Annotated in this window: 18 protein-coding genes and 1 pseudogene; 6 read left to right on the forward strand and 13 right to left on the reverse strand. The window is 39.1% G+C overall.

Going from position 1 to position 21,748, the window contains the following annotated elements; translation table 11 throughout:
• Window positions 1-196 precede the first annotated feature (196 nt).
• The gene (locus JCM17102_RS00805; RefSeq protein ID WP_025073598.1) at window positions 197-2,836 is read left to right on the forward strand and encodes a helix-turn-helix domain-containing protein; all 2,640 of its coding nucleotides are present in this window, start codon (window positions 197-199) and stop codon (window positions 2,834-2,836) included.
• A 290-nt stretch (window positions 2,837-3,126) separates the two neighbouring features.
• Here the strand turns inward: JCM17102_RS00805 and JCM17102_RS00810 are convergent, their stop codons facing one another.
• The 3 genes from JCM17102_RS00810 to JCM17102_RS21280 form a co-directional block, all read right to left on the reverse strand.
• Entirely contained in the window at window positions 3,127-3,747 is a 621-nt protein-coding gene (locus JCM17102_RS00810) for a LysO family transporter (protein ID WP_025073599.1), read from the reverse strand.
• Window positions 3,744-4,022 carry a LysO family transporter gene (locus JCM17102_RS00815; RefSeq protein ID WP_025073600.1) on the reverse strand — a complete coding sequence of 93 codons (279 nt, stop codon included), beginning with the start codon at window positions 4,020-4,022 and terminating at the stop codon, window positions 3,744-3,746. The genes JCM17102_RS00810 and JCM17102_RS00815 overlap by 4 nt, the downstream gene beginning before the upstream one ends.
• 606 nt (window positions 4,023-4,628) lie before the next feature.
• Entirely contained in the window at window positions 4,629-5,597 is a 969-nt protein-coding gene (locus tag JCM17102_RS21280) for an SDR family oxidoreductase (RefSeq protein ID WP_033886375.1), read from the reverse strand.
• A gap of 447 nt (window positions 5,598-6,044) precedes the next feature.
• On the opposite strand from JCM17102_RS21280, the gene JCM17102_RS31100 reads away from it, so the two are divergent.
• The 3 genes from JCM17102_RS31100 (at window position 6,045) to JCM17102_RS00835 (ending at window position 7,785) form a co-directional block, all read left to right on the forward strand.
• The gene (locus JCM17102_RS31100; RefSeq protein ID WP_148302029.1) at window positions 6,045-6,257 is read left to right on the forward strand and encodes a hypothetical protein; all 213 of its coding nucleotides are present in this window, start codon (window positions 6,045-6,047) and stop codon (window positions 6,255-6,257) included.
• Entirely contained in the window at window positions 6,194-6,568 is a 375-nt protein-coding gene (locus tag JCM17102_RS21285; protein ID WP_033886376.1) for a cupin domain-containing protein, read from the forward strand. Before JCM17102_RS31100 ends, JCM17102_RS21285 begins: the two co-directional genes overlap by 64 nt.
• A 194-nt stretch (window positions 6,569-6,762) precedes the next feature.
• Window positions 6,763-7,785, forward strand: a complete 1,023-nt coding sequence (locus JCM17102_RS00835; protein ID WP_025073601.1) for an SDR family oxidoreductase — start codon at window positions 6,763-6,765, stop codon at window positions 7,783-7,785.
• A gap of 232 nt (window positions 7,786-8,017) precedes the next feature.
• Here the strand turns inward: JCM17102_RS00835 and JCM17102_RS00840 are convergent, their stop codons facing one another.
• The 3 genes and pseudogenes from JCM17102_RS00840 to aspT form a co-directional block, all read right to left on the reverse strand.
• Window positions 8,018-8,551, reverse strand: coding sequence for a hypothetical protein (locus tag JCM17102_RS00840; RefSeq protein ID WP_025073602.1), 534 nt, complete (start codon window positions 8,549-8,551; stop codon window positions 8,018-8,020).
• A 139-nt stretch (window positions 8,552-8,690) separates the two neighbouring features.
• Window positions 8,691-10,330: pseudogene (aspD, locus tag JCM17102_RS25615) on the reverse strand (aspartate 4-decarboxylase).
• A 204-nt stretch (window positions 10,331-10,534) separates the two neighbouring features.
• A complete protein-coding gene (gene aspT, locus JCM17102_RS00850) occupies window positions 10,535-12,229 on the reverse strand; it encodes an aspartate-alanine antiporter (protein WP_025073603.1) in 1,695 nt (564 codons plus the stop codon).
• A 150-nt stretch (window positions 12,230-12,379) separates the two neighbouring features.
• Here aspT and JCM17102_RS00855 point away from each other — a divergent pair, with 150 nt between their 5' ends.
• Complete coding sequence (locus JCM17102_RS00855; RefSeq protein ID WP_025073604.1) at window positions 12,380-12,913, forward strand: methylated-DNA--[protein]-cysteine S-methyltransferase; 534 nt, start codon at window positions 12,380-12,382, stop codon at window positions 12,911-12,913.
• 63 nt (window positions 12,914-12,976) lie between these two features.
• Here JCM17102_RS00855 and JCM17102_RS00860 read toward each other — a convergent pair whose 3' ends face one another.
• Window positions 12,977-13,210, reverse strand: coding sequence for a YecH family metal-binding protein (locus JCM17102_RS00860; protein ID WP_025073605.1), 234 nt, complete (start codon window positions 13,208-13,210; stop codon window positions 12,977-12,979).
• 85 nt (window positions 13,211-13,295) lie between these two features.
• Entirely contained in the window at window positions 13,296-14,468 is a 1,173-nt protein-coding gene (locus JCM17102_RS00865) for a DUF418 domain-containing protein (RefSeq protein ID WP_025073606.1), read from the reverse strand.
• A gap of 236 nt (window positions 14,469-14,704) precedes the next feature.
• Here JCM17102_RS00865 and JCM17102_RS00870 point away from each other — a divergent pair, with 236 nt between their 5' ends.
• Window positions 14,705-16,372 (forward strand): formate--tetrahydrofolate ligase, encoded by a 1,668-nt coding sequence (locus JCM17102_RS00870; protein WP_025073607.1) that lies wholly within the window; start codon window positions 14,705-14,707, stop codon window positions 16,370-16,372.
• A 310-nt stretch (window positions 16,373-16,682) separates the two neighbouring features.
• Here JCM17102_RS00870 and glyA read toward each other — a convergent pair whose 3' ends face one another.
• From glyA to pyrB, 5 genes are all read right to left on the reverse strand, one after another.
• Window positions 16,683-17,963 (reverse strand): serine hydroxymethyltransferase, encoded by a 1,281-nt coding sequence (gene glyA / locus JCM17102_RS00875; RefSeq protein WP_025073608.1) that lies wholly within the window; start codon window positions 17,961-17,963, stop codon window positions 16,683-16,685.
• A 274-nt stretch (window positions 17,964-18,237) separates the two neighbouring features.
• Entirely contained in the window at window positions 18,238-18,975 is a 738-nt protein-coding gene (locus JCM17102_RS00880) for a porin family protein (RefSeq protein WP_025073609.1), read from the reverse strand.
• An 82-nt stretch (window positions 18,976-19,057) separates the two neighbouring features.
• Entirely contained in the window at window positions 19,058-19,627 is a 570-nt protein-coding gene (locus tag JCM17102_RS00885) for a flavin reductase family protein (RefSeq protein ID WP_025073610.1), read from the reverse strand.
• 35 nt (window positions 19,628-19,662) lie between these two features.
• Entirely contained in the window at window positions 19,663-20,124 is a 462-nt protein-coding gene (gene pyrI, locus JCM17102_RS00890) for an aspartate carbamoyltransferase regulatory subunit (RefSeq protein ID WP_025073611.1), read from the reverse strand.
• Window positions 20,121-21,062, reverse strand: a complete 942-nt coding sequence (gene pyrB, locus JCM17102_RS00895; RefSeq protein WP_025073612.1) for an aspartate carbamoyltransferase — start codon at window positions 21,060-21,062, stop codon at window positions 20,121-20,123. Before pyrB ends, pyrI begins: the two co-directional genes overlap by 4 nt.
• Between the last annotated feature and the right edge of the window lie 686 nt (window positions 21,063-21,748).

Genomic DNA, 21,748 nt, shown 5'->3' on the forward strand with positions numbered 1-21,748 from the left:
TCTTTGTTGTTGAAATCAAAGCTTACTGTTTGAAGGAATCAACTTAGAATGATAGGATACCAAGCAATAAATTAATTGTGAGGTTCTATTTGTATAATTGTTTGCGTCCAAAACCTCCTATGAAGACCTGTTTTTTTGTCTTTGATTTCGTTGGTTGGAATCTATTCTGTACCTTTACAGAAAATTTGAAAACATTATGGAAGATAATTCGGAACTGCAATTAGCCTGGCAGTTTATCGAAAACACAGGTACACATCTGTTTCTTACCGGGAAAGCAGGAACCGGAAAAACTACTTTTTTAAGACGATTGAGAGAAGAGACCCCCAAACGCATGGTTGTATTAGCACCGACGGGTATAGCTGCGATTAATGCAGGAGGTGTGACAATTCACTCATTCTTTCAACTTTCTTTTGCACCGTTTGTACCAGAAACAACATTCAATTCCGCTCAGATGCACTATCGTTTCAGTAAGGAGAAGCGAAATATTATCCGAAGTATGGACTTATTGGTGATTGATGAGATTAGCATGGTACGTGCAGATTTATTGGATGCTGTGGATGCTGCATTGAGACGTTATCGTGATAGAGAAAAACCTTTTGGGGGCGTACAACTTCTGATGATTGGCGATTTACAACAGTTGGCTCCTGTGGTGAAAGACGATGACTGGGAATTACTGAGAAAACACTATGAGACTCCATATTTCTTTGCGAGTCGTGCTTTGAAAGAGACAACTTATATGACGATTGAGCTGAAAAAAGTATATAGGCAAAGTGATACCTTTTTTCTTTCTCTCCTGAATAAAATCCGTGAAAACAAAGCAGACGATGAAGTGCTGAACGAATTGAACCGTCGTTATCAGCCCGGTTTTCACCCCCAGAAGGAGGAAGGATATATTCGTCTGACGACTCACAATTATCAGGCACAACAGGTGAACGATCGTGAACTGGCTTCACTTTCCGGACATGCGTATAGTTTTCGAGCCAAAGTAGAGGGTAATTTTCCCGAATATTCTTATCCGGCAGATGAAGTACTGACTATCAAGGATGGAGCGCAGATTATGTTCCTGAAAAATGATGCTTCTTCCGAGAAACGATATTATAATGGGATGATTGGTGAAGTTGTGAAGGTCGACGGGAAGAGAATACTAGTGCGTGGTAAAGAGTGTGATAACGAATTTGATCTTTTGCAGGAAGAATGGGCAAACTGTAAGTATGTATTGGATGAAAATACTAAAGAGATTACCGAAGTGATTGAAGGAGTTTTCCGTCAATATCCTATCCGTTTGGCATGGGCGATTACAATTCATAAGAGTCAGGGTCTGACGTTTGAACGGGCTATAATCGATGCACGTAATTCGTTTGCGCATGGGCAGACGTATGTGGCTTTGAGCCGTTGTAAAACTCTGGAAGGTATGGTTTTGGAATCTCCGCTCCGAAGAGAAACGATTATCAGTGATAGTGTTGTCGATGATTTTACAAGAGAGGTGGAACAGAATACACCGGGAACGGTACAGTTGCATGATATGCAGAGAGCTTATTTCTACGATTTGGTAAGTGATTTGTTTAATTTCTATTCGTTAGAGCAGGCTTATAATCGTTTACTTCGTTTGATAGATGAAGACTTGTATAAACTCTTTCCGAAGCAGTTGGCAGAGTACAAGGCATTAGTTCCACATATTAAGGAAAGGATTATGGACGTATCTCTCCGTTTTCGGAATCAATATACTCGTTTGATTCAAGAAAAAGATGATTACGCTATAGATGAGGAGTTACAACAACGTCTACGCTCCGGTGCTGTCTACTTTAAGAAAGAGATAGAGCCCGTTCTTGATTTATTTGAAAAGACGAATATGCCTCTTGATAATAAAGAATTGCGTAAGCAGTTGAACGAACGTTTGCAAGCGTTGGAAGATGCTTTGTGGATCAAATTACCTTTGTTGGAATATCTGTTTAAGAAACCATTTACGGTGACAGGTTATTTAAAACAAAAGGCAATGGTTATGTTAGATATAGAAGGAGATTCGTCTTCTTCCGGTTCTTTTTCTAGTTCTTCATCTAGGTCAGCGAAAGCTCCGAAGGAAAAGAGGGAAAGAAAAGAACGTATTCGTAGCAGTGCCAGAAAGGTCAAAGTGGACGTACCTACGGATATTTTGCATCCGGAGCTATATCGTTCTCTCTCGGAATGGAGAACGGCAAAGACGCGGGAGATAAATTTACCAGCGTATGTTATCATGCAACAGAAAGCATTAATGGGCATTGTCAATTTGTTGCCGGACACTCCACAAGCGTTAGAGGCTGTACCATATTTCGGTGTGAAAGGTGTAGAGAAGTATGGGTTGGAGATTCTGGGTATTGTACGTAACTATATGAAGGAATATCAACAGGAACGACCGGAAGTCAAGTTTGTGACTGTAGACAATGGGGATAAGACTAATGAAATAGAAACTGCCAGATCAGCGGAGATCGTTGTGAAAAGTACAGAAGATACGAGGAAAGAAAAAGGAGAGGGAAGAACTGCTAAGAAGGATAAAGAAAAGGAGAAAAAGAAGGACACAAAGGAGATCAGTTACGAAATGTTCTGTCAAGGATTCAGTCTTGAAGAAATTGCTCAAATACGTGAATTGGTTCCAGGAACGATTGCCAACCATTTAGAATATTATGTCCGTTTAGGTAAAATCAAGTTGGAAGAGATTGTGGCGGAGGATCATATTCAAAAAATCCGTCATTATTTGGAGACACATGAGTTCAGTGGATTAGTGGCAATCAAGGCTGCTCTGGGAGATGATGTTTCTTATTCGGATATTAAACTTGTGTTAGCTGCTACTACTCCAGACTGAATAGAGTTGATAAGGATTTGGCAGGATAGTTTGTAAACGATGATGAAGTTTAATACTTAGAATATATAATTCTTAGAAGGGAGGGCTGCCCCAAAAGTCTGAAAGTTTAAATTAGAACTTTCAATTTAGAACTGACAGGCATTAAGTATAAAAAGAGCGCCACTTTACACCTCATTTTCAGAGGCTAAAGTGGCGCTCTTTATTTTTTCAGTTACAATCTGTAACTTTAAGTAATTCCGTTTTGACTTTTTAGACAGCCTGATCGTTTTACAAACTTATTAGATAAGCTATCATAGATTACAAAAGAAAGAAACAAATATTGGGACACTCATATCAATGAGAATACCATGTAGGATAGCAATTGGAATCATTTCCTTCCCGGAATATTTACTGATGGACGGTAGTAATACATCCATTGAATTGACTCCTGCTGCCGAGATTGGTGCTAATTTACCGAAATATCTCTGAATGAGTGGAGTGCCTAATAAAGTCATCATCTCCCTGAATATATTAGTCAGTAAGGCAATAGTGCCTAGTTCTGTAGCTAGTTGTAGTCCGATAGATGGTTCCTTAAATTGAGTGATAAGAATGGAAGAAAGTGAATAATAAGCGAATCCGCTTCCTACTGCCATACATTCGAACACACTCCATTGACTCAACAACAGGCTTGCCAATGCTGAAAATAATAAGGTACCTATAATTGTGCCCATTGGAATCAGTAACATCTTGGGTTTTAGGTAGGCTATAATCGCCTTTAGATTCTTGTTGGAACCAATGCTGATTCCTACTTGAAGCATGAGGGCATATAGAATGTACATAGATATACTATGTGTATCAAATTGGAATTTATTGAGAACTCCCAAAGTGTAACCTACACAGAAGAAGAGCAGAATGATCAGGCTACCTTTCATTGTTTACCTCCTTTCTTAAAGAAGATTTGCAATATCAGACGTGAAGCAACCAGGCTTCCCAATATACCAGAAAAGGCAAGAATTACAGCCTGCCCTCCAAATTTTCCAAGATTGTCTACAATTAGGTTGTTTGAACCGATAGATACTCCCAAAATGAAAAGAAGCATGAATATAGTGGCGGAAATTGTCTTTTCCGTTTTTTGTAATAGTTTCCAGTTACGTAGTGCATAGCCTATACCAATGCCTAAAAACATGATAGATATAATAGAAAACATAGAACTTACTTTTTTAATGGTCAGGTTAAATAGTCGATATATTACACGCTGTACTTTCCCAGAAAGAAGCCAGGTCTCTTGAGGAAGAAATATTTAATCTTTCAAGAAAGGGTTGCTTATCTTAGGGAAGAAATGGCAGATCTCTGAAAGGTTTCATATTTCTCTAAAAGATATCTTTAGGGGAAAGCATTGGGTATTGTCTGTGAATGATTAATAAATCATTAGACAATTCCTATACGTTATTAGATGATCCCTAGAATATAGTAGGATCAGGCAGTATTTAGATAAATCCACTAAACCAATGTACATGTACACAACAAGACTTGCAGAAAGATATCTCTGCAAGAGATAAGGGGGAGATATGTAATTGTAACAATTGATTCATCTTTATTCTTTGTATTTCGGGTGCAAAGATAATATGTTTCTGCATAAATTAAAAATAAATATGCAATAAATCTTCTTAGAGGAGCTTGTAAGTCTTGTAAGGTGTTGGTTCTGTTGTAGATATCATTCGTTATTATTTTTCGGCTTTTCATTCCGATTAGTAGTTGTGAGGTGGGTTATGATACTGATGTTATATTATATAATTTATTTAATGAATATATGTTACCATTCCGCAAGAATCTGTTTCAATTTTCGCGGTTGATAGTTAAGTAGCTTTTGAGCCTTCTCAATGCTCATTCCGCTATAACGAGGACGAGGAGTGGACTCATTCATTTCTTTCGTTGTGACAGGATGGATAAGGTTATAATTCAAATTCATAGCTTCAGCTACTTGAAAGGCAATATCTGAAATTGCCAGATATTCGTCACCACAGATATGAAATATACCATTGTGAGTGCTTTCCATCAGTTTTTGAATTCCTACGGAAACATCTCCAACATAGGTTGGGGTTCTCCATTGATCGGATACCACACGAATTTCTTGTCCGGCATGCAATCGATTCATTACTAGCTGAACGATATTACCGTGTTGCCCAGATAATGCTTTTCCATACACGATCTCTACTCGGACGATGGCATAGTCCTGACATATCTCGCTTACTTTCTCTTCACCTTTCCATTTGGTATATCCGTAATAATTTACAGGGGCCGGTGTGTCATCTTCGTTATATAAATATTGGGGAGATGGGGATACAGCTTGGTTTTCATAAGGATTAGTATCCTTTTTTGTTTTGAAATGCTTAGGTGTTTCGTATGTTTTTCCATCAAAAACAAAATCTGTTGAAAGATGGATGAAACGGCTTTTATGGTCTCTGCAAAGCTGTGCTAATTGTGCCACTGCTGTAACATTTATAAGAAAAGCTTCTTCATGATGAGTTTCACAATAGTCGGGAACAGATAAAGCAGAGCAGTTGATGACTAGATCAGGGGATACTTCTTTAAAAAGATTACATACAACTTCTTTGTTACGTATATCTATTACTTTGAAATGATAATTTCCCTTATTATTGGCACAAATATCCGGGTGCAGGGAGCATCCTGTAACTTTATATTTTGTCTGATTCGATAAATCATTGAGTATTTGCCGTCCGGTGAATCCATTAGCACCGATGATCAATATATTCTTCTTCATGACTACTTCTTTTAGGGCAAAGATAGTGATTTGAGTGTTTCTACAAAGTATAGGCATAAAAAAAGGAGCAACGCCTTGCTCCAACCTTTGTTAACCTTAAATCTAATACTATGAAAAACACATTGCAAATGTACGGATTTTTGGGATATCTGCAAATAATCCAAGAAAAAAAGTATGTTTCATAACATAGATTAAGAATTTGGTTAACTAATTCAATTTTTATTAAGATATTTTGTCTTGAATGTAATTTATTATGCATGGGAAGGGGAATCTGTAAAATAGGTATTTCTATCAGTAAAATATATACAGTATATGTTGTTGAAGTCGAGTAATTTTGCAATATCTGAAAGTGAATGGTTAAATATATTACGAAAGAAACATTAATATTCTTTGATGGTGAAGTTTACTTTCAATTTATTGTTGAGATGTTTTTTAAATATAAATGATATGAGAACTAAAGTAGCAATGATAGCTTGTATGTTTGTGGTGAGTATGGTATTAAGTTCATGCAATCACTCAAAACAAAGTAGTAACAGTAAAATGGAGGATAATAAAATGAAAAATGAAGTAGTAACAAGTAACGAGCCGCTTTTTGGTTGGGAGAATCAATTAGTGCTAATTTTACAGGAGAGGCATGGCTTCAGCCTTTATCTTCAGTAGATGAATATGATTGTAGTCTTTATAATGTAACTTTTGCACCAGGTACACGAAATAATTGGCATAGTCATGCAGTTGGTCAGATTTTGCTTTGTACCGAAGGGATTGGATATTATCAGGAGAAAGGCAAAGCGGCACGTCGTTTAGTTCCGGGGAGTGTAGTGAATATTCCTGCAAATACGTTGCATTGGCATGGAGCTGCTCCTGATAGTCGTTTTACCCATATTGGTATCACCCCAAAGGTTGGTGAGAACAGTGCGGAGTGGGGAGATCCTGTGACAGATGAAGAGTATAATGTGGCTGTGAAATTGTAATGATAATGTCTGGCATTCTGAGCTGGAATCATGATACTAATAAATAATGCTGTTCAAATAAGTTGATTTTTTATAAGAATCAGCCAATTTTATGCTTTTTATGGTTAGTTATGTCGATTTCAAAGAGGAATACATCATTATTTATGGGAGTTTTGATATATTTGCTCGGAAAAAGAATCAAAAGACTTATTTGTATGAAGGCATTATTTATTGGTGGAACAGGTACAATCAGTACTGATGTTGTAGCATTGGCACAGCAAAGAGGCTGGGAGATAACTTTACTTAACCGAGGATCAAAAAAGGTACCAGAAAGGGCAAGAAGTGTTGTTGCGGATATCCATGACGAGTTGGCTGTAGCAAAAGCTATTGAGGATGAAAATTATGATGTGGTAGCACAATTTATCGGTTATACGGCTGAGGATGTAGAACGTGATATTCGTTTGTTCCAGAATAAAACTAAGCAATATATTTTTATAAGTAGTGCCTCTGCCTATCAGAAGCCATTGGCTGATTATCATATTACAGAAAGTACGCCTCTAATGAACCCCTATTGGCAGTATTCGAGGGATAAGATTGCAGCAGAAGAAGTGCTATTATCTGCTTATCGGAAGAATGGTTTTCCTATAACTATTGTTCGTCCCAGCCATACATATAATGGTGAAAAACCTCTTGTATGTATGCATGGTAATAAAGGGAACTGGCAGATTGTCAAACGTATCCTTGAGGGAAAGTCAGTGATTATTCCCGGAGATGGTACTTCGCTTTGGACATTAACTCATTCAAAAGACTTTGCCAAAGGATACGTAGGATTGATGGGAAATCCTCATGCAATTGGAAATGCGTTTCATATTACAAGTGATGAAAGTATGACTTGGAACCAGATTTATGAGACAATTGCTGAAGCTTTAGGTAAACCTTTGAATGCTTTGCATGTAGCCTCCGATTTTCTAGCAAGACATGGTGAGATGTATGATTTTACAGGTGAATTGCTGGGCGATAAAGTGAATACGGTGAAGTTCGATAATTCGAAGATTAAACGATTTGTTCCTGATTTTATCTGTACCATTTCGATGGCAGAAGGCTTACGACAATCGGTAGAATATATGCTTGCGCATCCTGAAACTCAGATACCTGATCCTGATTTTGATTTTTGGTGTGATCGGATTATTGATGCGCAACGTGCAGCGGATGATGCGTTTGAGGCTTCTGCAAAGTAGTCCTCTGATACCACGCAATAAAATTAAAACTAGAGCTTTATTTAAAGACTCGGACAGTAAGTTTACCGGAAAATTACCCAAACTGGTTTTAATGAAATGTTATAATACTAAAGCAGCAGTCTGCCATTGATCAATGGTTTAAGTTCTAGTATATAAAAACAATGAGATTGAATTTTATTTGGAGAGGACTTAGAATTCAATCTCATTGTTTTATAAATCCAGAAAGCTATAATTAGAAAGGAACATTCCGCCCTTGTTGTACTTCCACCCTAATTCCGAAGGCTCCGTTTGCAGATTTCAGTTCGAAGGCTCCGCGAAAGTTATTCCTTTGCCAAGGCATAGCACTTCGATTTGGCACCTTTCGGCCATCCATATTATAATCTCCATAAGTATTGATTCGCATTCCGTTTTTCAGTTTAAAAGATCCCATTTGCATATACTGTGGAGAGGATGATAATCCCCAGCCGTATCCATATCCAAATCTAGGATAAGAAGAGAAGACGTTAGTGAATCCCTGAGTATAAATTGCGTCCGTATTCATGCGAAAAATCCGGTTGTAGTCTTTAGTCACATTAGGCAATTCCATATTCAGTTTAGGCAATTCTGGAGATGATATATTCATCAGGTTCATGTCTAACAAGAAACCACCGAAATCCTTTACATTGGCTGAGGGAACACGTCGAATACTATCAGATGGAATTTCCGACTGTGCAGAGGCGAGGCTGACTGATAATATCAGTGAAAGAAATAGAATCAGTTTTTTCATTTCCATAAGAGGTTAATGCACGACAAATTTACATAAAATCTTCGGATATTCATCTTTGGATGAAAAAAGATCGCTATCTCTTTCACTATCATTTTAATCCATTAACTATATTAGAAGCTTAAGCTTTGGATTATGTCAGCTATTTACTCGCTTTCCACATCTGCGCATATTCGTCCAATACACGTTTGATGCTTTGTCCTATCTTCACATAGTCGGCTTCATTCAGGTTAGCAAGCGATACGCGGACGCTCCACTTGGGGCCGGCAAAGCCACCACCGTTGAGTAAGACGAGAGATGTCTCATTGGCCAGACGGAAGACAACATCCAGTGGATTATACGTCTTCTGCAGATAAGCCACAAAGTTATCCCCATAGAATTTCTTCCCCCATACCAACATATCAATCTCCGAATAATATCCGGCACGTAACGGATCTTCTATCAAAGAGAATCCGGTGTTATCCCATAAGGCTTGCAGACGGCGGTGGATGATCTCTTGCATTTTAATTTTGTAGTGATCTTCTTTATCCAAAAGAGAGAAAGAAGCAAAAAGACTCATTTGCATTTGTTGTGGCAGAGAGAGTCCTGCTGTGTGATTCAATGCGATTTGTCGGCTGTCGGCAACCATGCGGTCGATAAATTTCATCTTTTCCGGGTGCAAGTCCAGACTAGAATAACGTTTGTTCAGAATCTCTTTCTGCTCTTCTGGCAATTGAGCAATCATCTTGTCATATATATTCTCTTCGTGTAACGCGATGACAGCTACACGCCATCCGGTAGCTCCGAAATATTTGGAGAAGGAATAAACGCAAAGAGTATTGTGAGGTAATTCAGCCATGAGTGAGCGAAAGTGAGGAATGAAGGTTCCATACACGTCATCGGTGATAATCATTAGATTTGGATTATCATTTTTAACAATATTGACAATGCGTGCAACAGTTTCTGGACTCAGCGCATAACTAGGTGGATTACTTGGATTGGTGATAAAGAGTGCTTTTATTTTAGGATTTTTCAGACGGTCAATATCCTCATCTTTATATTGCCAGGTATGTAGACCATCCGGTGTCATCTGGTTGGCTGCAATCTCAGTAACATTAAATTGGTAACGGCGCAATTCCGGTATCTCAATGTAAGGAGTGAAGACTGGAATCATTAGTGCAATAGAATCTCCCTGGTTCAATAATAAATTCTCCTGAAGCGAATCAAACAGATAGCACATAGCAGCAGTTCCTCCTTCGGTTGCAAACAAGTCGAAGGTGCCTTTAGGAGGACGTCGGTCACAGAGTTCTTGTGCCAGATAATCTTGTACGATTTGTTCTGTGAAATGAAGGATACGGTCGGGGACAGGATATTGGTCACCAATGACAGACTCTGCCCATTCATGGATAAGAGTATCAGGGTCTGCAGCATGTTCCATCAACATATAGTTGTACGTACCTTTCAATAACTGAGCTCCAGGAGCTTTCTCATGATCTTTCAAGAAAGCTTCGAAACGGGCAGCTATTCCATCTTTTTGTGGGATACCAGCTATTCCTTCTTCCAGAGAAAAGATGCGGCGGCATTCGCAGAGTCCGAATTGTCCTAACAGGAAAAAGCTTCACGCGGTTCGGTAGCAATCCAGTTAGGATTTCCTCGTCCTGCATTGAGCATGGTGTGCGCCATTTTTTTGATACTTTCATCCGCCATATCGATCAGTTTGTTTTTCAGTTCGAAGGGGCTGATGGTTTCCATTTTTTTTGCAAAGCTTTTGGTTATTGCTGTACTAGTGGTTTTCTTTTCCATAATGTTTTTATTTTTTAGAGATGATAGTTTGCAGGGATAAATTAGCTATGAGGATAATTTGATTAACTATTTGCATAAATTATTTAGATCATAGGGTATAACTGCTAGGCTAAGACCTTGTGTTTAAGCTGGTAATGGCAAAGCAATCAAAAATCCAATTTATCACTAAGTTTTTTCGACTCACAGCGAATACTGACGGATATGTCACATGAGTAATACGATAACGACTCCCCAGATAATGAGCAGTGTGTTACCAATGGCATAAGTGACAGTGTAACCCAAAGCCGGAGTATCACTTTCCACAGCGTCTTGGATAGCTCCTAATGCTGCTGTAGTGGTACGTGCACCAGCAGTACATCCTAATGCTAAAGCCGGATGGAACTTGAATAAGTATCTGGCCATTAGTAATCCGCAGATCAGAGGGATAGCGGTGGCAAGTGCTCCCACAATAAATAGACTAAAGCCTACTTCTTTGAATCCCGTTACGAAACTGGGACCTGCAGCAAGTCCGACTACGGCAATAAACATATTCAATCCGACATTATTCAGTACCCATAAAGAAGGTTCGGGAATTCCACCGAAAGTAGGATGTTTGCTGCGCAGCCAACCGAAAACGAGCCCGGCAATCAGCGCACCTCCACTAGTTGATAAACTGATAGGTACTCCACCCAAATGTATGGTAAGCGCACCGATCAGACCTCCAATTAAGATACCCAATCCGACGAAGATCATATCTGTCTGATTTGTAGGACGATCAACATATCCCATTTGTTTGGCTGCAGTTTCCACTTCGTGCGGTAGTCCGGTTAGCTCGAGAATATCGCCTGAATCGACGACTGTTTTTGATAGTACAGGAACATTGATACCTGACCGTTTGATACTACGAATACTTACCCCATGCATGAATCTCTGTGCGCGGATGGTAGCGATGTTTTCTCCAGCAAAGGTATGGTGAGTCACCATGACGGGAAGAGTCTCAGCTGGGAAGTCCAGCAGTTGTGCATCAATAACTTCAGGACCTATCCAGTCTTCTTCACCGATCACGAACTCGCGTCGTCCGCTCAATACGATTTCGTCATTGGGTTGGAGCAGAAGAGTTGGATTTTGCTTTTTTACAACTCCATTCTGACGGACACGCTCTACGAATAAGCGTTTGTTATTCCGAGAAAGGTAGTCTTCGAGTTCCTTCACTGTTTTACCTTTGCCAAACCATTCATTCGCAATCTTGTAAGCACGAAATACAACCGGACGAAGGGCAGGAGAGAAGCCGGGTTCATCTTCTTGGGAGCTTCCCATTTTTTCTTCAAGTTCCCTGCAATCAGCTTTTACTTTCTCCAGTCCTCCTAACATTTTAGGACCGATGGAGGCAAGAAGCCATGCAGAACCTGCTGTTCCGAAAATATAAGTAACAGCATAAGCTACTGGGATCGCATTGATATAGCTTGCTTTCTGTGCATCGCTGATACCCAACTGATTAATAGTGTCTTCTGCCACACCGATAACGGCTGAGATTGTCTGCGAGCCGGCAAGTAGTCCGGCAGCCTCACCTACGTTATATCCCATGATTTTAGCAAGTATCCATGGGGCTACAAGGCTGACAATACACATCAAAACGGCGAATCCGACCTGTGGCAAACCATCTTTTTTCAATCCTCGAAAGAATTGTGGACCTACCTTATAGCCTACAGCAAATAAAAAGAGTAGAAAAAATACAGCTTTCATCGGACCGTCTACGGTGATATTTAGTTGTCCTACCAATACTCCAACCAGCAAGACGCTGGTAACTGTTCCTAATGAAAATTTCCCTATTTTCAGCTTACCAAGCCAGAATCCGGCGAAAAGAGTGAGAAAGATGGCAAGCTCGGGGTGTACCCTAAGTTGATTAATAATCCATTCCATAATGATGTTCTTGTTTAGGTTATGCTAGTAACAACATTATTTAATAAAAAGTGTTTGTAAGTTGAAGCGGATTTTTGTGTGGGTATAGTATTTGAATCTCTAAGGAAAGATCGTTATCTTTGTGCAACGTCATCTTTTAAAGTAAAAGCTATGCAATATATTTATAAATATCAGTCTCCTATCGGGGGAATAACACTTGCTGCTAACGGTGATTGTCTTACAGGTTTGTGGTTTGACGGGCAGAAATACTTCGCTGCTACATTATCGGAGGAGAAAGAAGAGAGGTCATTACCTATATTCGAACAAACTAAGGAGTGGTTAGATTGTTATTTCAGCGGTAGAAATCCTGATTTTACACCATCGCTGCATTTGGAGGGGACGCCCTTTCGTCATGCAGTATGGGAAATATTGAGGAAAATACCTTATGGGGAAGTGATAACGTACAAAGATATAGCGGACGAAGTTGCCCGCCAAAAAGGAGTACAAAATATGTCGTCACAAGCTGTTGGGGGGGCAGTGGGACATAATCCTATTAGTATTATTATACCTTGTCACAGAATTGTTGGATGCAATGGTAGCTTAACAGGATATGCCGGAGGAATTGCAAAAAAGATAGGTTTGCTTAAATTAGAACAGGTTAATATGGAGAAATTCTTTGTACCTACAACAGGGAGTGCGTTATAAAGTGCAACTGATCGTAGTGAGGAAGAATCTCTTCCTTATACTCTTGCTTGTCAAAACCTTGAATCAATGACTGCAAACCTTTGTGATATCTACTGTGAATCCATCATTTGTAGGCATGAACTTACCTTTCTTTTTGAGAAATACTATCAATTCATCAATATCCATATTAGTTGCCGAACAAGTGTAGAAACGTTGTTCTTCACCAAACTTATGAATGATTGCTTCTTTTAAGGATAATTCTGAATAACTATTTCCTTCCATTATGTGAAGGACTTCATGTGCATGTAACTGTTCCATAATCTATTTTTTCTGCAAAGATACATCGGAGGTATAGTTTAAACTATAACATCTGTGACAAAAGCAGAAAATTAGGATTTGTTATCTACTTCCTTCCCATCCAAGTCCATTTGTGCCAAATAGATTCCAACGGACCTTGTTTATGCTTTTTCAACCACCATTTGCAGAATTGCACTTGAAGGATAAATATAACGAATCCGATAAGTAAACTAATCGTGTACCCGCAATAAGGAGCAAGATATAAGCCAAATGGGAAATAGATAATAGCTCCTATGATTGATTGAGAAATATAATTAGTAAGACTCATTTTACCATAAAAACGCAATCCAGAAACTCTTTTATTGAAAGCTTTCCTTTGATAGAGAAGAACGAAAGAAGAGACTAATACGAAAGTGAACGCTAACTTCTGCCACATATCAAATGCAGTACCCACTGTTTGCTTAATGATTGTATCGTTCTGCATAATCACCTCTTTCAAAGCATATAAAGGAGCAAAGGAAATAGCACCGATTATCAGAGCCTTCGTCCAGAAACAGAGATTCTTTTCTGTTGTAACAAACAATTGTTTCCTTCCGATATAAAATCCTAATAAGAATAATCCGGCTGTTTGCATGAAACGACCGGCATTTACTGCCCATAAAAAGCTAGCTTTCTGTCCTAGCGTAACGTTACAACAGATGAAATCCCAGAAATTTCCTGCCTTCGTAACCTTGGCTACTTCATCGTACATAGCACCTACATCCAAGTCTGGTAACTGATGTGCCGGTTTGATTAGGTTGGCAATGTAATGATACCACTCTATTGGCTGAAGCAACAAAAAGATAGCAGCAAAAAGAATCATTTTATCGCTCCAATTACGTGTAAGGAACAAAACAATACCGACTATAACGAACAATAATAGAACGTCTCCTGCTGGAAAAAATGCAGCATTCAGAGTAGCAAAACCTGCTAATAGAATCAGTCTCCATAAGAAACGGTATCCAAAATCCTTTCCTTGTTTTCTTTGATTATTACTTTGGATATAAAATGTAAAGCCGAATAACAAAGCAAAAATAGCGTAAGCTTTCCCCGCAAATAAAGCAAAAACTCCATGAAAAATTCCTTGATTTAATATATTGAGCCATTCGGGTGATTGATCCGGATAGACCGGAAAAATGAAATGTTCCAGATTATGTACTAAAATAATTGCCATTACAGCAAATCCGCGTAAGGCATCCACTACTTCAATGCGAGGTGTCTTTGTCAATGATTGATTCATGGTTGATCAAAATGATGTGTTATTGTATTTTCTTGTACGCCGGTAAAAATACTGATTTTATCTGATAAATGAGATAATACTTAAAGATTCTTTCATAATATTCTTTCGGAAATGTTGTTTTCGACTTAACGAGTATCTTATATAATGAAAGCGTAGGAGAATGACTTCTGGATTTTTCAATCTCGCTTTTTTGTTATACTTTTGTCAATTCAAAAATAAAACTAATCATATTCTGTATGAAATCAGACATAGAAATAGCTCGCAGTATTGAGTTAAAGAAGATAAAGCTGGTTGCCGAGAGTATTGGAATCCCTCGTGACGAAGTAGAAAACTACGGTCGTTACATTGCGAAGATTCCCGAGCAACTGATTGACGAAGAAAAGATAAAGAAAAGCAATCTTATCCTGGTGACTGCTATCACTGCTACAAAAGCGGGGATTGGTAAAACTACAGTTTCTATCGGCCTTGCTTTAGGACTAAACAAAATTGGTAAGAAAGCAATTGTTGCTTTGCGCGAGCCATCGCTTGGTCCTTGTTTCGGAATGAAAGGAGGAGCTGCCGGAGGAGGATACGCTCAGGTACTTCCGATGGAAAAGATTAATTTGCACTTTACGGGAGACTTTCATGCAATCACTTCTGCTCATAATATGATCTCTGCCTTATTGGACAATTACCTTTACCAGAATCAGTCGAAAGGCTTCGGACTAAAAGAAATTCTTTGGCGGCGGGTATTGGATGTGAATGACCGTTCTTTGCGCAGTATTGTAGTCGGTCTAGGACCGAAATCAAATGGTATCACGCAGGAATCCGGGTTTGATATCACTCCAGCTTCGGAGATAATGGCAATACTTTGCCTGTCAAAAGATGTAGAAGATTTGCGTCGCCGTATTGAAAATATCCTGTTGGGATTTACCTATGACGACGAACCGTTTACTGTGAAAGATTTAGGAGTGGCAGGAGCTATTACCGTCTTACTAAAAGACGCTATCCATCCCAATCTGGTACAGACTACCGAAGGAACTGCTGCATTCGTACATGGTGGTCCGTTTGCCAATATTGCTCATGGTTGCAACTCTATTCTGGCTACCAAACTGGCGATGTCATTTGGCGATTATGTGATTACAGAAGCTGGATTTGGCGCTGATCTGGGTGCAGAAAAGTTTTATAATATCAAGTGTCGCAAAAGCGGGCTCCAACCTAAGTTGACAGTGATTGTTGCTACTGCACAAGGTTTGAAAATGCATGGTGGAGTCAGTCTTGATCGCATTAAAGAACCCAATTTGGAAGGGTTGAAAGAAGGATTGCGCAATCTGGATAAACATATTCGTAACCTTCGTTCGTTTGGTCAGACCATTATCGTAGCATTTAATAAGTTTGCCAGCGATACGGATGATGAAATGGAAATGCTACGTGAACATTGCGAACAGTTGGGTGTGGGCTTTGCTATCAACAACGCTTTTACCGAAGGAGGAGAGGGCGCTGTAGATATGGCCCGTCTCGTAGTGGATATGATTGAAAATGCCCCTTCCGAACCTCTGCGTTTCACCTACAAAGAAGATGATACCGTTCAACAAAAGATAGAAAAAGTGGCTACTAATATTTATGGAGCAAGCGTCATCACTTATAGCAGCATTGCTCGTAGTCGCATCAAGTTAATAGAGAAAATGGGAATCTCTCATTATCCGGTTTGTATTGCCAAAACACAATATTCATTTTCTGCTGATCCGAAAATTTATGGGGCAGTGAATAACTTTGAGTTCCATATCAAAGACGTTGTCATTAATAATGGAGCAGAAATGATTGTTGCCATTGCCGGAGAAATACTCCGTATGCCGGGATTGCCTAAAGAGCCGCAAGCACTGCATATTGATATTGCAGATGGTAATATTGAAGGATTGAGCTAAAAGCCAGAGTAAGCAAATACAATGAAAGGCCGATTAACCTTTAAATAGGTTATACGATTAAATCCCCGTCTTTCCATTTTATTTAAACTTGGGAAGACGGGGATGATTGTATATAGAGTCCGGTGTGTTATGATTTACTATTTTAACGCACCTTCTATTTTGCGTGTTGTAGAAGAGAAACGTAAAACGCACCAGATAGTTTATTCTCTAAGTGTTAATTTATAAAAAAATGGTCTGCTTTTCGTGAGAAGTGCAGACCATTGCATACTATGAACCCTCCGGACGTCTCCGGAGTTTCCTAAAATATATTTTAATCTTTAAATATAGGATATTTCTTCATTGTCTCATTGACACGTGTACGTACTTGTGCGATAACCTCTTCGTTTTCTACATTCGACAGAACAGTTTCGATCATTTCAGCAATCTCCAACATCAAGTCTTCTTTTGCACCACGAGTAGTGATAGCAGGAGTACCTAAACGGATACCCGAAGTCTGGAAAGCAGAACGACTGTCAAACGGAACCATGTTTTTGTTTACTGTAATATCGGCAGAAACTAATGCTTTTTCTGCAACTTTTCCTGTAAGGTCTGGGTATTTGCTACGTAGGTCTACTAGCATGGAATGGTTGTCAGTACCACCAGAAACGATGGTGAAACCGCGGTCGATCAATGCTTGTGCCAATACAGCGGCATTCTTTTGTACTTGTTTTGCGTATTCCTTGTATTCAGGTTGCAGGATTTCACCAAATGCTACTGCCTTTGCAGCAATAACGTGTTCCAATGGGCCGCCTTGTACACCAGGGAATACAGCAGAATCCAATAATTGAGACATCATTTTGATCTCACCCTTCGGAGTTTTCTTTCCCCATGGATTAGGGAAGTCTTTACCCATCAAGATGACCCCACCACGAGGTCCGCGAAGTGTTTTATGTGTAGTTGAAGTGACGATGTGTGCATATTTAACCGGGTTTTCAAGCAGTCCGGCAGCGATCAGTCCAGCGGGATGAGCCATGTCGATCATTAGGATAGCGCCAACTTTATCAGCGATTTCGCGCATACGTTTGTAGTCCCATTCGCGAGAGTAAGCAGAGCCACCACCAATAATCATTTTCGGTTTTTCGCGCAAAGCTACTTCTTCCATTTGGTCGTAATCAACACGTCCTGTTTCCTGATTCAGGTTGTACTCGCAAGGAGTGTAGATGATACCAGAAGTGTTCACCAAAGAACCATGAGAAAGGTGACCGCCATGTGCCAGGTTCAATCCCATGAATTTATCACCTGGATTCAACACAGCCAAGAATACGGCTGCGTTGGCTTGTGCACCTGAGTGAGGCTGTACATTTGCCCATTCTGCACCGAAGATTTCCTTCAAACGGTCGATAGCAATTTGCTCGCTTTGGTCTACAACTTCACAACCTCCATAGTAGCGTTTGCCGGGATAACCTTCTGCATACTTGTTAGTCAGGCAAGAACCCATTGCTTGCATAACCTGGTCACTTACAAAGTTTTCAGATGCGATCAGCTCGATACCTTTCAGCTGACGTTGGTGCTCTTTTTCGATGATGTCGAAAATTAAGTCGTCTCTTTTCATTCTTTTGTATAAGTAAGATTTAATATTCTAATTCAAATACTTTATTTAGGCGCACAAAGTTAGTGAAAATAAATAAAGAACAAAATATAATTAATGAAGAATTAAAGGAATAGATTGTGGAAAATTGATAATAGATATGAGGGGAGTGCTTTCTTTTTATTACTAAATAGGGACTTTGTCCTTAACATTATTCAGTTTCAATGGATGTAGTAAATCGCTCGATTTAATTAGTTATCTTTGTATAAGGTTCCCCTTTCAGTATGTCCCTATTGGACTATAGAATAAATCCGAGAGAAAAACTGAGTGCACTGTCCCGTCGTTTGAATATAATAGTACTGACTCCTGTGCTACCGTCGGAATTGATATTATCGTATGTGATAGATTTTGATATATTTCTCAATCCTTGCTCATAACGGAAATCGAAAAAGATTCGGGATATATTAACTCCCACACCAATTACCACGCTGGCATTGAACGGATGTAATTTCTCATGAATACCTTTCTGATCGAAGTTGCTGAAGGTGATTTCATTATGTTTTCCCCATAGATAACGTATTTTCGGACCTGCAAAGATAGACATACCATAAGGTCCTTTTTTTACAACATTATATCCATAGAGAATTGGAAAATCAATGCTGTGCAGAACGGATTCAACTGAAGCATAATCAGGTTCGATATCGGGATGTTGCGAGCCGAGCTTATCAAATGTGATTTCGCATTTGCCAACATTATACGATACCTCCGGTTGGATAAAATGTTTCTTCATGTTGATTCGCATAAAAAGCGAACCGAAGTATCCGATCTTATAATTATTTTGAAATTCGTCAATGGTCACGTCTTTAATTTTCAGTTCCGACACCATGAACATGGTGGAGTTAAATCCTGCCTTAATGCCGAAATTTATTTTTCTGGTATTCGGACGTTCTACGTTACCTGTATTACCATCCTTGCCGAAAGCCGTACAAGCTACGGTCAGCAGACAAAGAATCAGTATTTTACGCAGTATAGCCATCCTATGTGATTTTTAAAGCTTTTAACAACTTGACTTTTGATATATAGTTCAGAGTAACACCGTATACCAATCAGTCCACGCTTTATTTATTTTTCTTTTCCACGCTCCATCCGAACTTTCCTATTTTCTCTCCCAGACCATAATATCCTCCATGTACATAAACCAACGGGTTTGCTTCTGCCAGTTCCAATTTCCCTGTTTTAGGATTCAAGTTACGATCGTCAGCACGAACATTTACTACATCAGCGATAAACATATCGTGCGAACCGAGTGACACGATTTCTTTTATCCGGCATTCAATGCAAAGAGGAGACTCTTCGATGAGTGGAGCATTAACCACTGTGCAGCGACCAGGAGTTAGTTTCGTCTCTTTAAACTTATGATAATCTTTTCCAGAACGGACTCCGCACCAATCTGTAGCAAACGCCATGTCTTTCGTCGTCAGATTAATGACAAACTCCATAGTTTTCTTAATAATCTTATAAGAATAACGTTCCGGACGTAAGGATATATAACACATGGGCGGGTTTGTACAAATCGTACCCGTCCATGCTACTGTGATAATATTATATTCACTTTCTTTTTTTCCGCAGCTAACTAATACAGCCGGTAACGGATAAATCATTGTTCCTGGTTTCCAGTCTTGTTTCAATTTAATAAAGAATTAAGAATGATGAATGAAGAACATCAAAGGATAGTGATATCCTCACGCTTCTGTTCTTTTTCGCAATAGTGGCATCTTACTACACAATTATCTTTATCTATCACATGGAACAAAGTAGCCATTGGCTCGTTGTTCGTGATGCATTTTGGATTGGCACATTTCACGATACCTCGCAATTCATCTGGCATTTTCACTTCTTTCTTTTCTACGACTTCATAGTCGCGGATAATATTCAGTTTTACGTGCGGTGCAACAACGGAAATACGATTAATTTCTTCATCGCAGAAGAATTTATCGGCAATTTTGATGATTCCTTTTTTTCCTAACTTTTTGCTGTCAAGGTTGAAACCGATGGTGATGTTACTCTTCATCTGTTCTACACCAAGCAACTGAACAACTGTAAAGAGTTTTTCAGAAGGGATATGGTCAATCACTGTCCCATTTTTTAAGGCAGCTACCTGTAGTTCTTGTTTATTTTCGCTCATAATAAAATATCGTTTTTAACGTCTTCTAATGTGATACCCAATACGTCGCAAAGGATAGCCTCACGTGCATACAGGCCATTTTGTGCTTGTTGGAAATAGTATGCTTTCGGGTTATCGTCCACGTCATAAGCAATTTCATTCACGCGGGGAAGCGGATGCAAGATTCGCAAGTTCGGACGTGTATGTTCCAACATCTTGTTACGTAAGATGTACACATTCTTCACTCGTTCGTATTCCATCAGATCTGTGAAACGTTCTCGTTGCACACGAGTCATATAAAGAATATCGGCATTGGTAATCGTCTCTTCTGTGAAGTCGGTGTGCTCTACGTATTTGATCTGATGTTCTTTACAATAAAGTTTGTATTCTTCCGGCATTTTCAGTTCCTCAGGAGCGATAAAATGGAACGTCGGGTTGAAGTGACGCATTGCCATTAGCAAAGAGTGTACGGTACGTCCGTACTTCAGGTCACCTACAAGGAAAATATTAAGATTCTCTAGTGTACCTTGTGTTTTGTAGATGGAATAGAGGTCTAGCATCGTTTGAGATGGGTGCTGGTTGGCTCCGTCTCCTGCATTGACTATAGGCACAGGAGCTATTTCGCTGGCATACCGGGCAGCTCCTTCAAGGTAGTGACGCATAACGATGATATCTGCATAGTTGCTCACCATCATAATGGTATCTTTTAATGTTTCTCCTTTTGAAGAGCTAGTTACTTTGGGATCAGTGAAACCGATGACACGTGCACCGAGACGATTAGCTGCTGTCTCAAAACTCAAACGGGTGCGGGTGGAAGGTTCAAAGAATAGTGTTGCCACTACCTTACCTTGCAATAACCGACGGTTAGGGTTCATTTCAAACTGCTTCGCCATTTCGAGCATGTAAAGTATCTTTTCTTTTGAATGTTCGGCAATGGTTACTAAACTTCTGTTTTCCATTTTGTTATTTTTATATGTGGATAGAACTTGTTTTACCGAGGCGTAAAGGTACGAAGAATTTATGAAATACGCATAGAAGCCGAATAATTCTTGAAAAAAATATTTGTTTTTATCCTCTTTTCAGACGTGTTTTTAGCAGGGTAATGAAAGCTAAGAGATGAATTGTTATTGAGTTGCTTACTACGCAGTAACTGCCAAACCTTGTTTTAAACTAAGTATTAAAAAAAGAGGAGAGAATCATTTGATAATTAATGATGTATATGTTTTTATGCGCGTATAAACAAAACAATACAAAACAAGAAAAAAACAGAGAGAAAAAGGGAAAAGGAAATGATGCCAACCGGATGTTTTGGGGAAGAGAAAAAATGGGAGAAAAATGGTTGAGAAAATATTTTTTGTAGAGGCGGAAAATACGAACTTTAGTTTTTACCCGGAAAAAACTTTTTTAATTCCGATAATTGGAGAATGCAGGTGGATGGATCGACTTGTTTGTTGTCATCAGGTTGGAAAACTTGGCAGGATGATAATGATCCCGAATGGTTGATGTGCAAAAAATAATTAAGTATTGGTGTTTATGTTATTAATAGTTAGGTTATGGATTGGTGATATCTAGTTTTAATGCTAGCAATGTTTGTGCTGATGGCTTTTGCTCCCTTAATCCCTGGGATGAAATAGAACTCTATACC

The organism is Bacteroides faecichinchillae JCM 17102, assembly GCF_000614145.1.
Lineage (GTDB): Bacteria > Bacteroidota > Bacteroidia > Bacteroidales > Bacteroidaceae > Bacteroides > Bacteroides faecichinchillae.

What these genes read in the sequence shown, in the direction of transcription:
- JCM17102_RS00805 (WP_025073598.1), top strand. Translation starts at nt 197, where the DNA reads ATGGAAGATAATTCGGAACTGCAATTAGCCTGGCAGTTTATCGAAAAC.
- JCM17102_RS00870 (WP_025073607.1), top strand. Translation starts at nt 14,705, where the DNA reads ATGAAATCAGACATAGAAATAGCTCGCAGTATTGAGTTAAAGAAGATA.
- JCM17102_RS21280 (WP_033886375.1), bottom strand. Translation starts at nt 5,597, where the DNA reads ATGAAGAAGAATATATTGATCATCGGTGCTAATGGATTCACCGGACGG.
- JCM17102_RS00880 (WP_025073609.1), bottom strand. Translation starts at nt 18,975, where the DNA reads ATGGCTATACTGCGTAAAATACTGATTCTTTGTCTGCTGACCGTAGCT.
- JCM17102_RS00840 (WP_025073602.1), bottom strand. Translation starts at nt 8,551, where the DNA reads ATGAAAAAACTGATTCTATTTCTTTCACTGATATTATCAGTCAGCCTC.
- pyrB (WP_025073612.1), bottom strand. Translation starts at nt 21,062, where the DNA reads ATGGAAAACAGAAGTTTAGTAACCATTGCCGAACATTCAAAAGAAAAG.
- JCM17102_RS31100 (WP_148302029.1), top strand. Translation starts at nt 6,045, where the DNA reads ATGAGAACTAAAGTAGCAATGATAGCTTGTATGTTTGTGGTGAGTATG.
- JCM17102_RS00860 (WP_025073605.1), bottom strand. Translation starts at nt 13,210, where the DNA reads ATGGAACAGTTACATGCACATGAAGTCCTTCACATAATGGAAGGAAAT.
- JCM17102_RS00815 (WP_025073600.1), bottom strand. Translation starts at nt 4,022, where the DNA reads ATGTTTTCTATTATATCTATCATGTTTTTAGGCATTGGTATAGGCTAT.
- JCM17102_RS00865 (WP_025073606.1), bottom strand. Translation starts at nt 14,468, where the DNA reads ATGAATCAATCATTGACAAAGACACCTCGCATTGAAGTAGTGGATGCC.
- JCM17102_RS00835 (WP_025073601.1), top strand. Translation starts at nt 6,763, where the DNA reads ATGAAGGCATTATTTATTGGTGGAACAGGTACAATCAGTACTGATGTT.
- pyrI (WP_025073611.1), bottom strand. Translation starts at nt 20,124, where the DNA reads ATGAGCGAAAATAAACAAGAACTACAGGTAGCTGCCTTAAAAAATGGG.
- JCM17102_RS00855 (WP_025073604.1), top strand. Translation starts at nt 12,380, where the DNA reads ATGCAATATATTTATAAATATCAGTCTCCTATCGGGGGAATAACACTT.
- glyA (WP_025073608.1), bottom strand. Translation starts at nt 17,963, where the DNA reads ATGAAAAGAGACGACTTAATTTTCGACATCATCGAAAAAGAGCACCAA.
- JCM17102_RS00810 (WP_025073599.1), bottom strand. Translation starts at nt 3,747, where the DNA reads ATGAAAGGTAGCCTGATCATTCTGCTCTTCTTCTGTGTAGGTTACACT.
- aspT (WP_025073603.1), bottom strand. Translation starts at nt 12,229, where the DNA reads ATGGAATGGATTATTAATCAACTTAGGGTACACCCCGAGCTTGCCATC.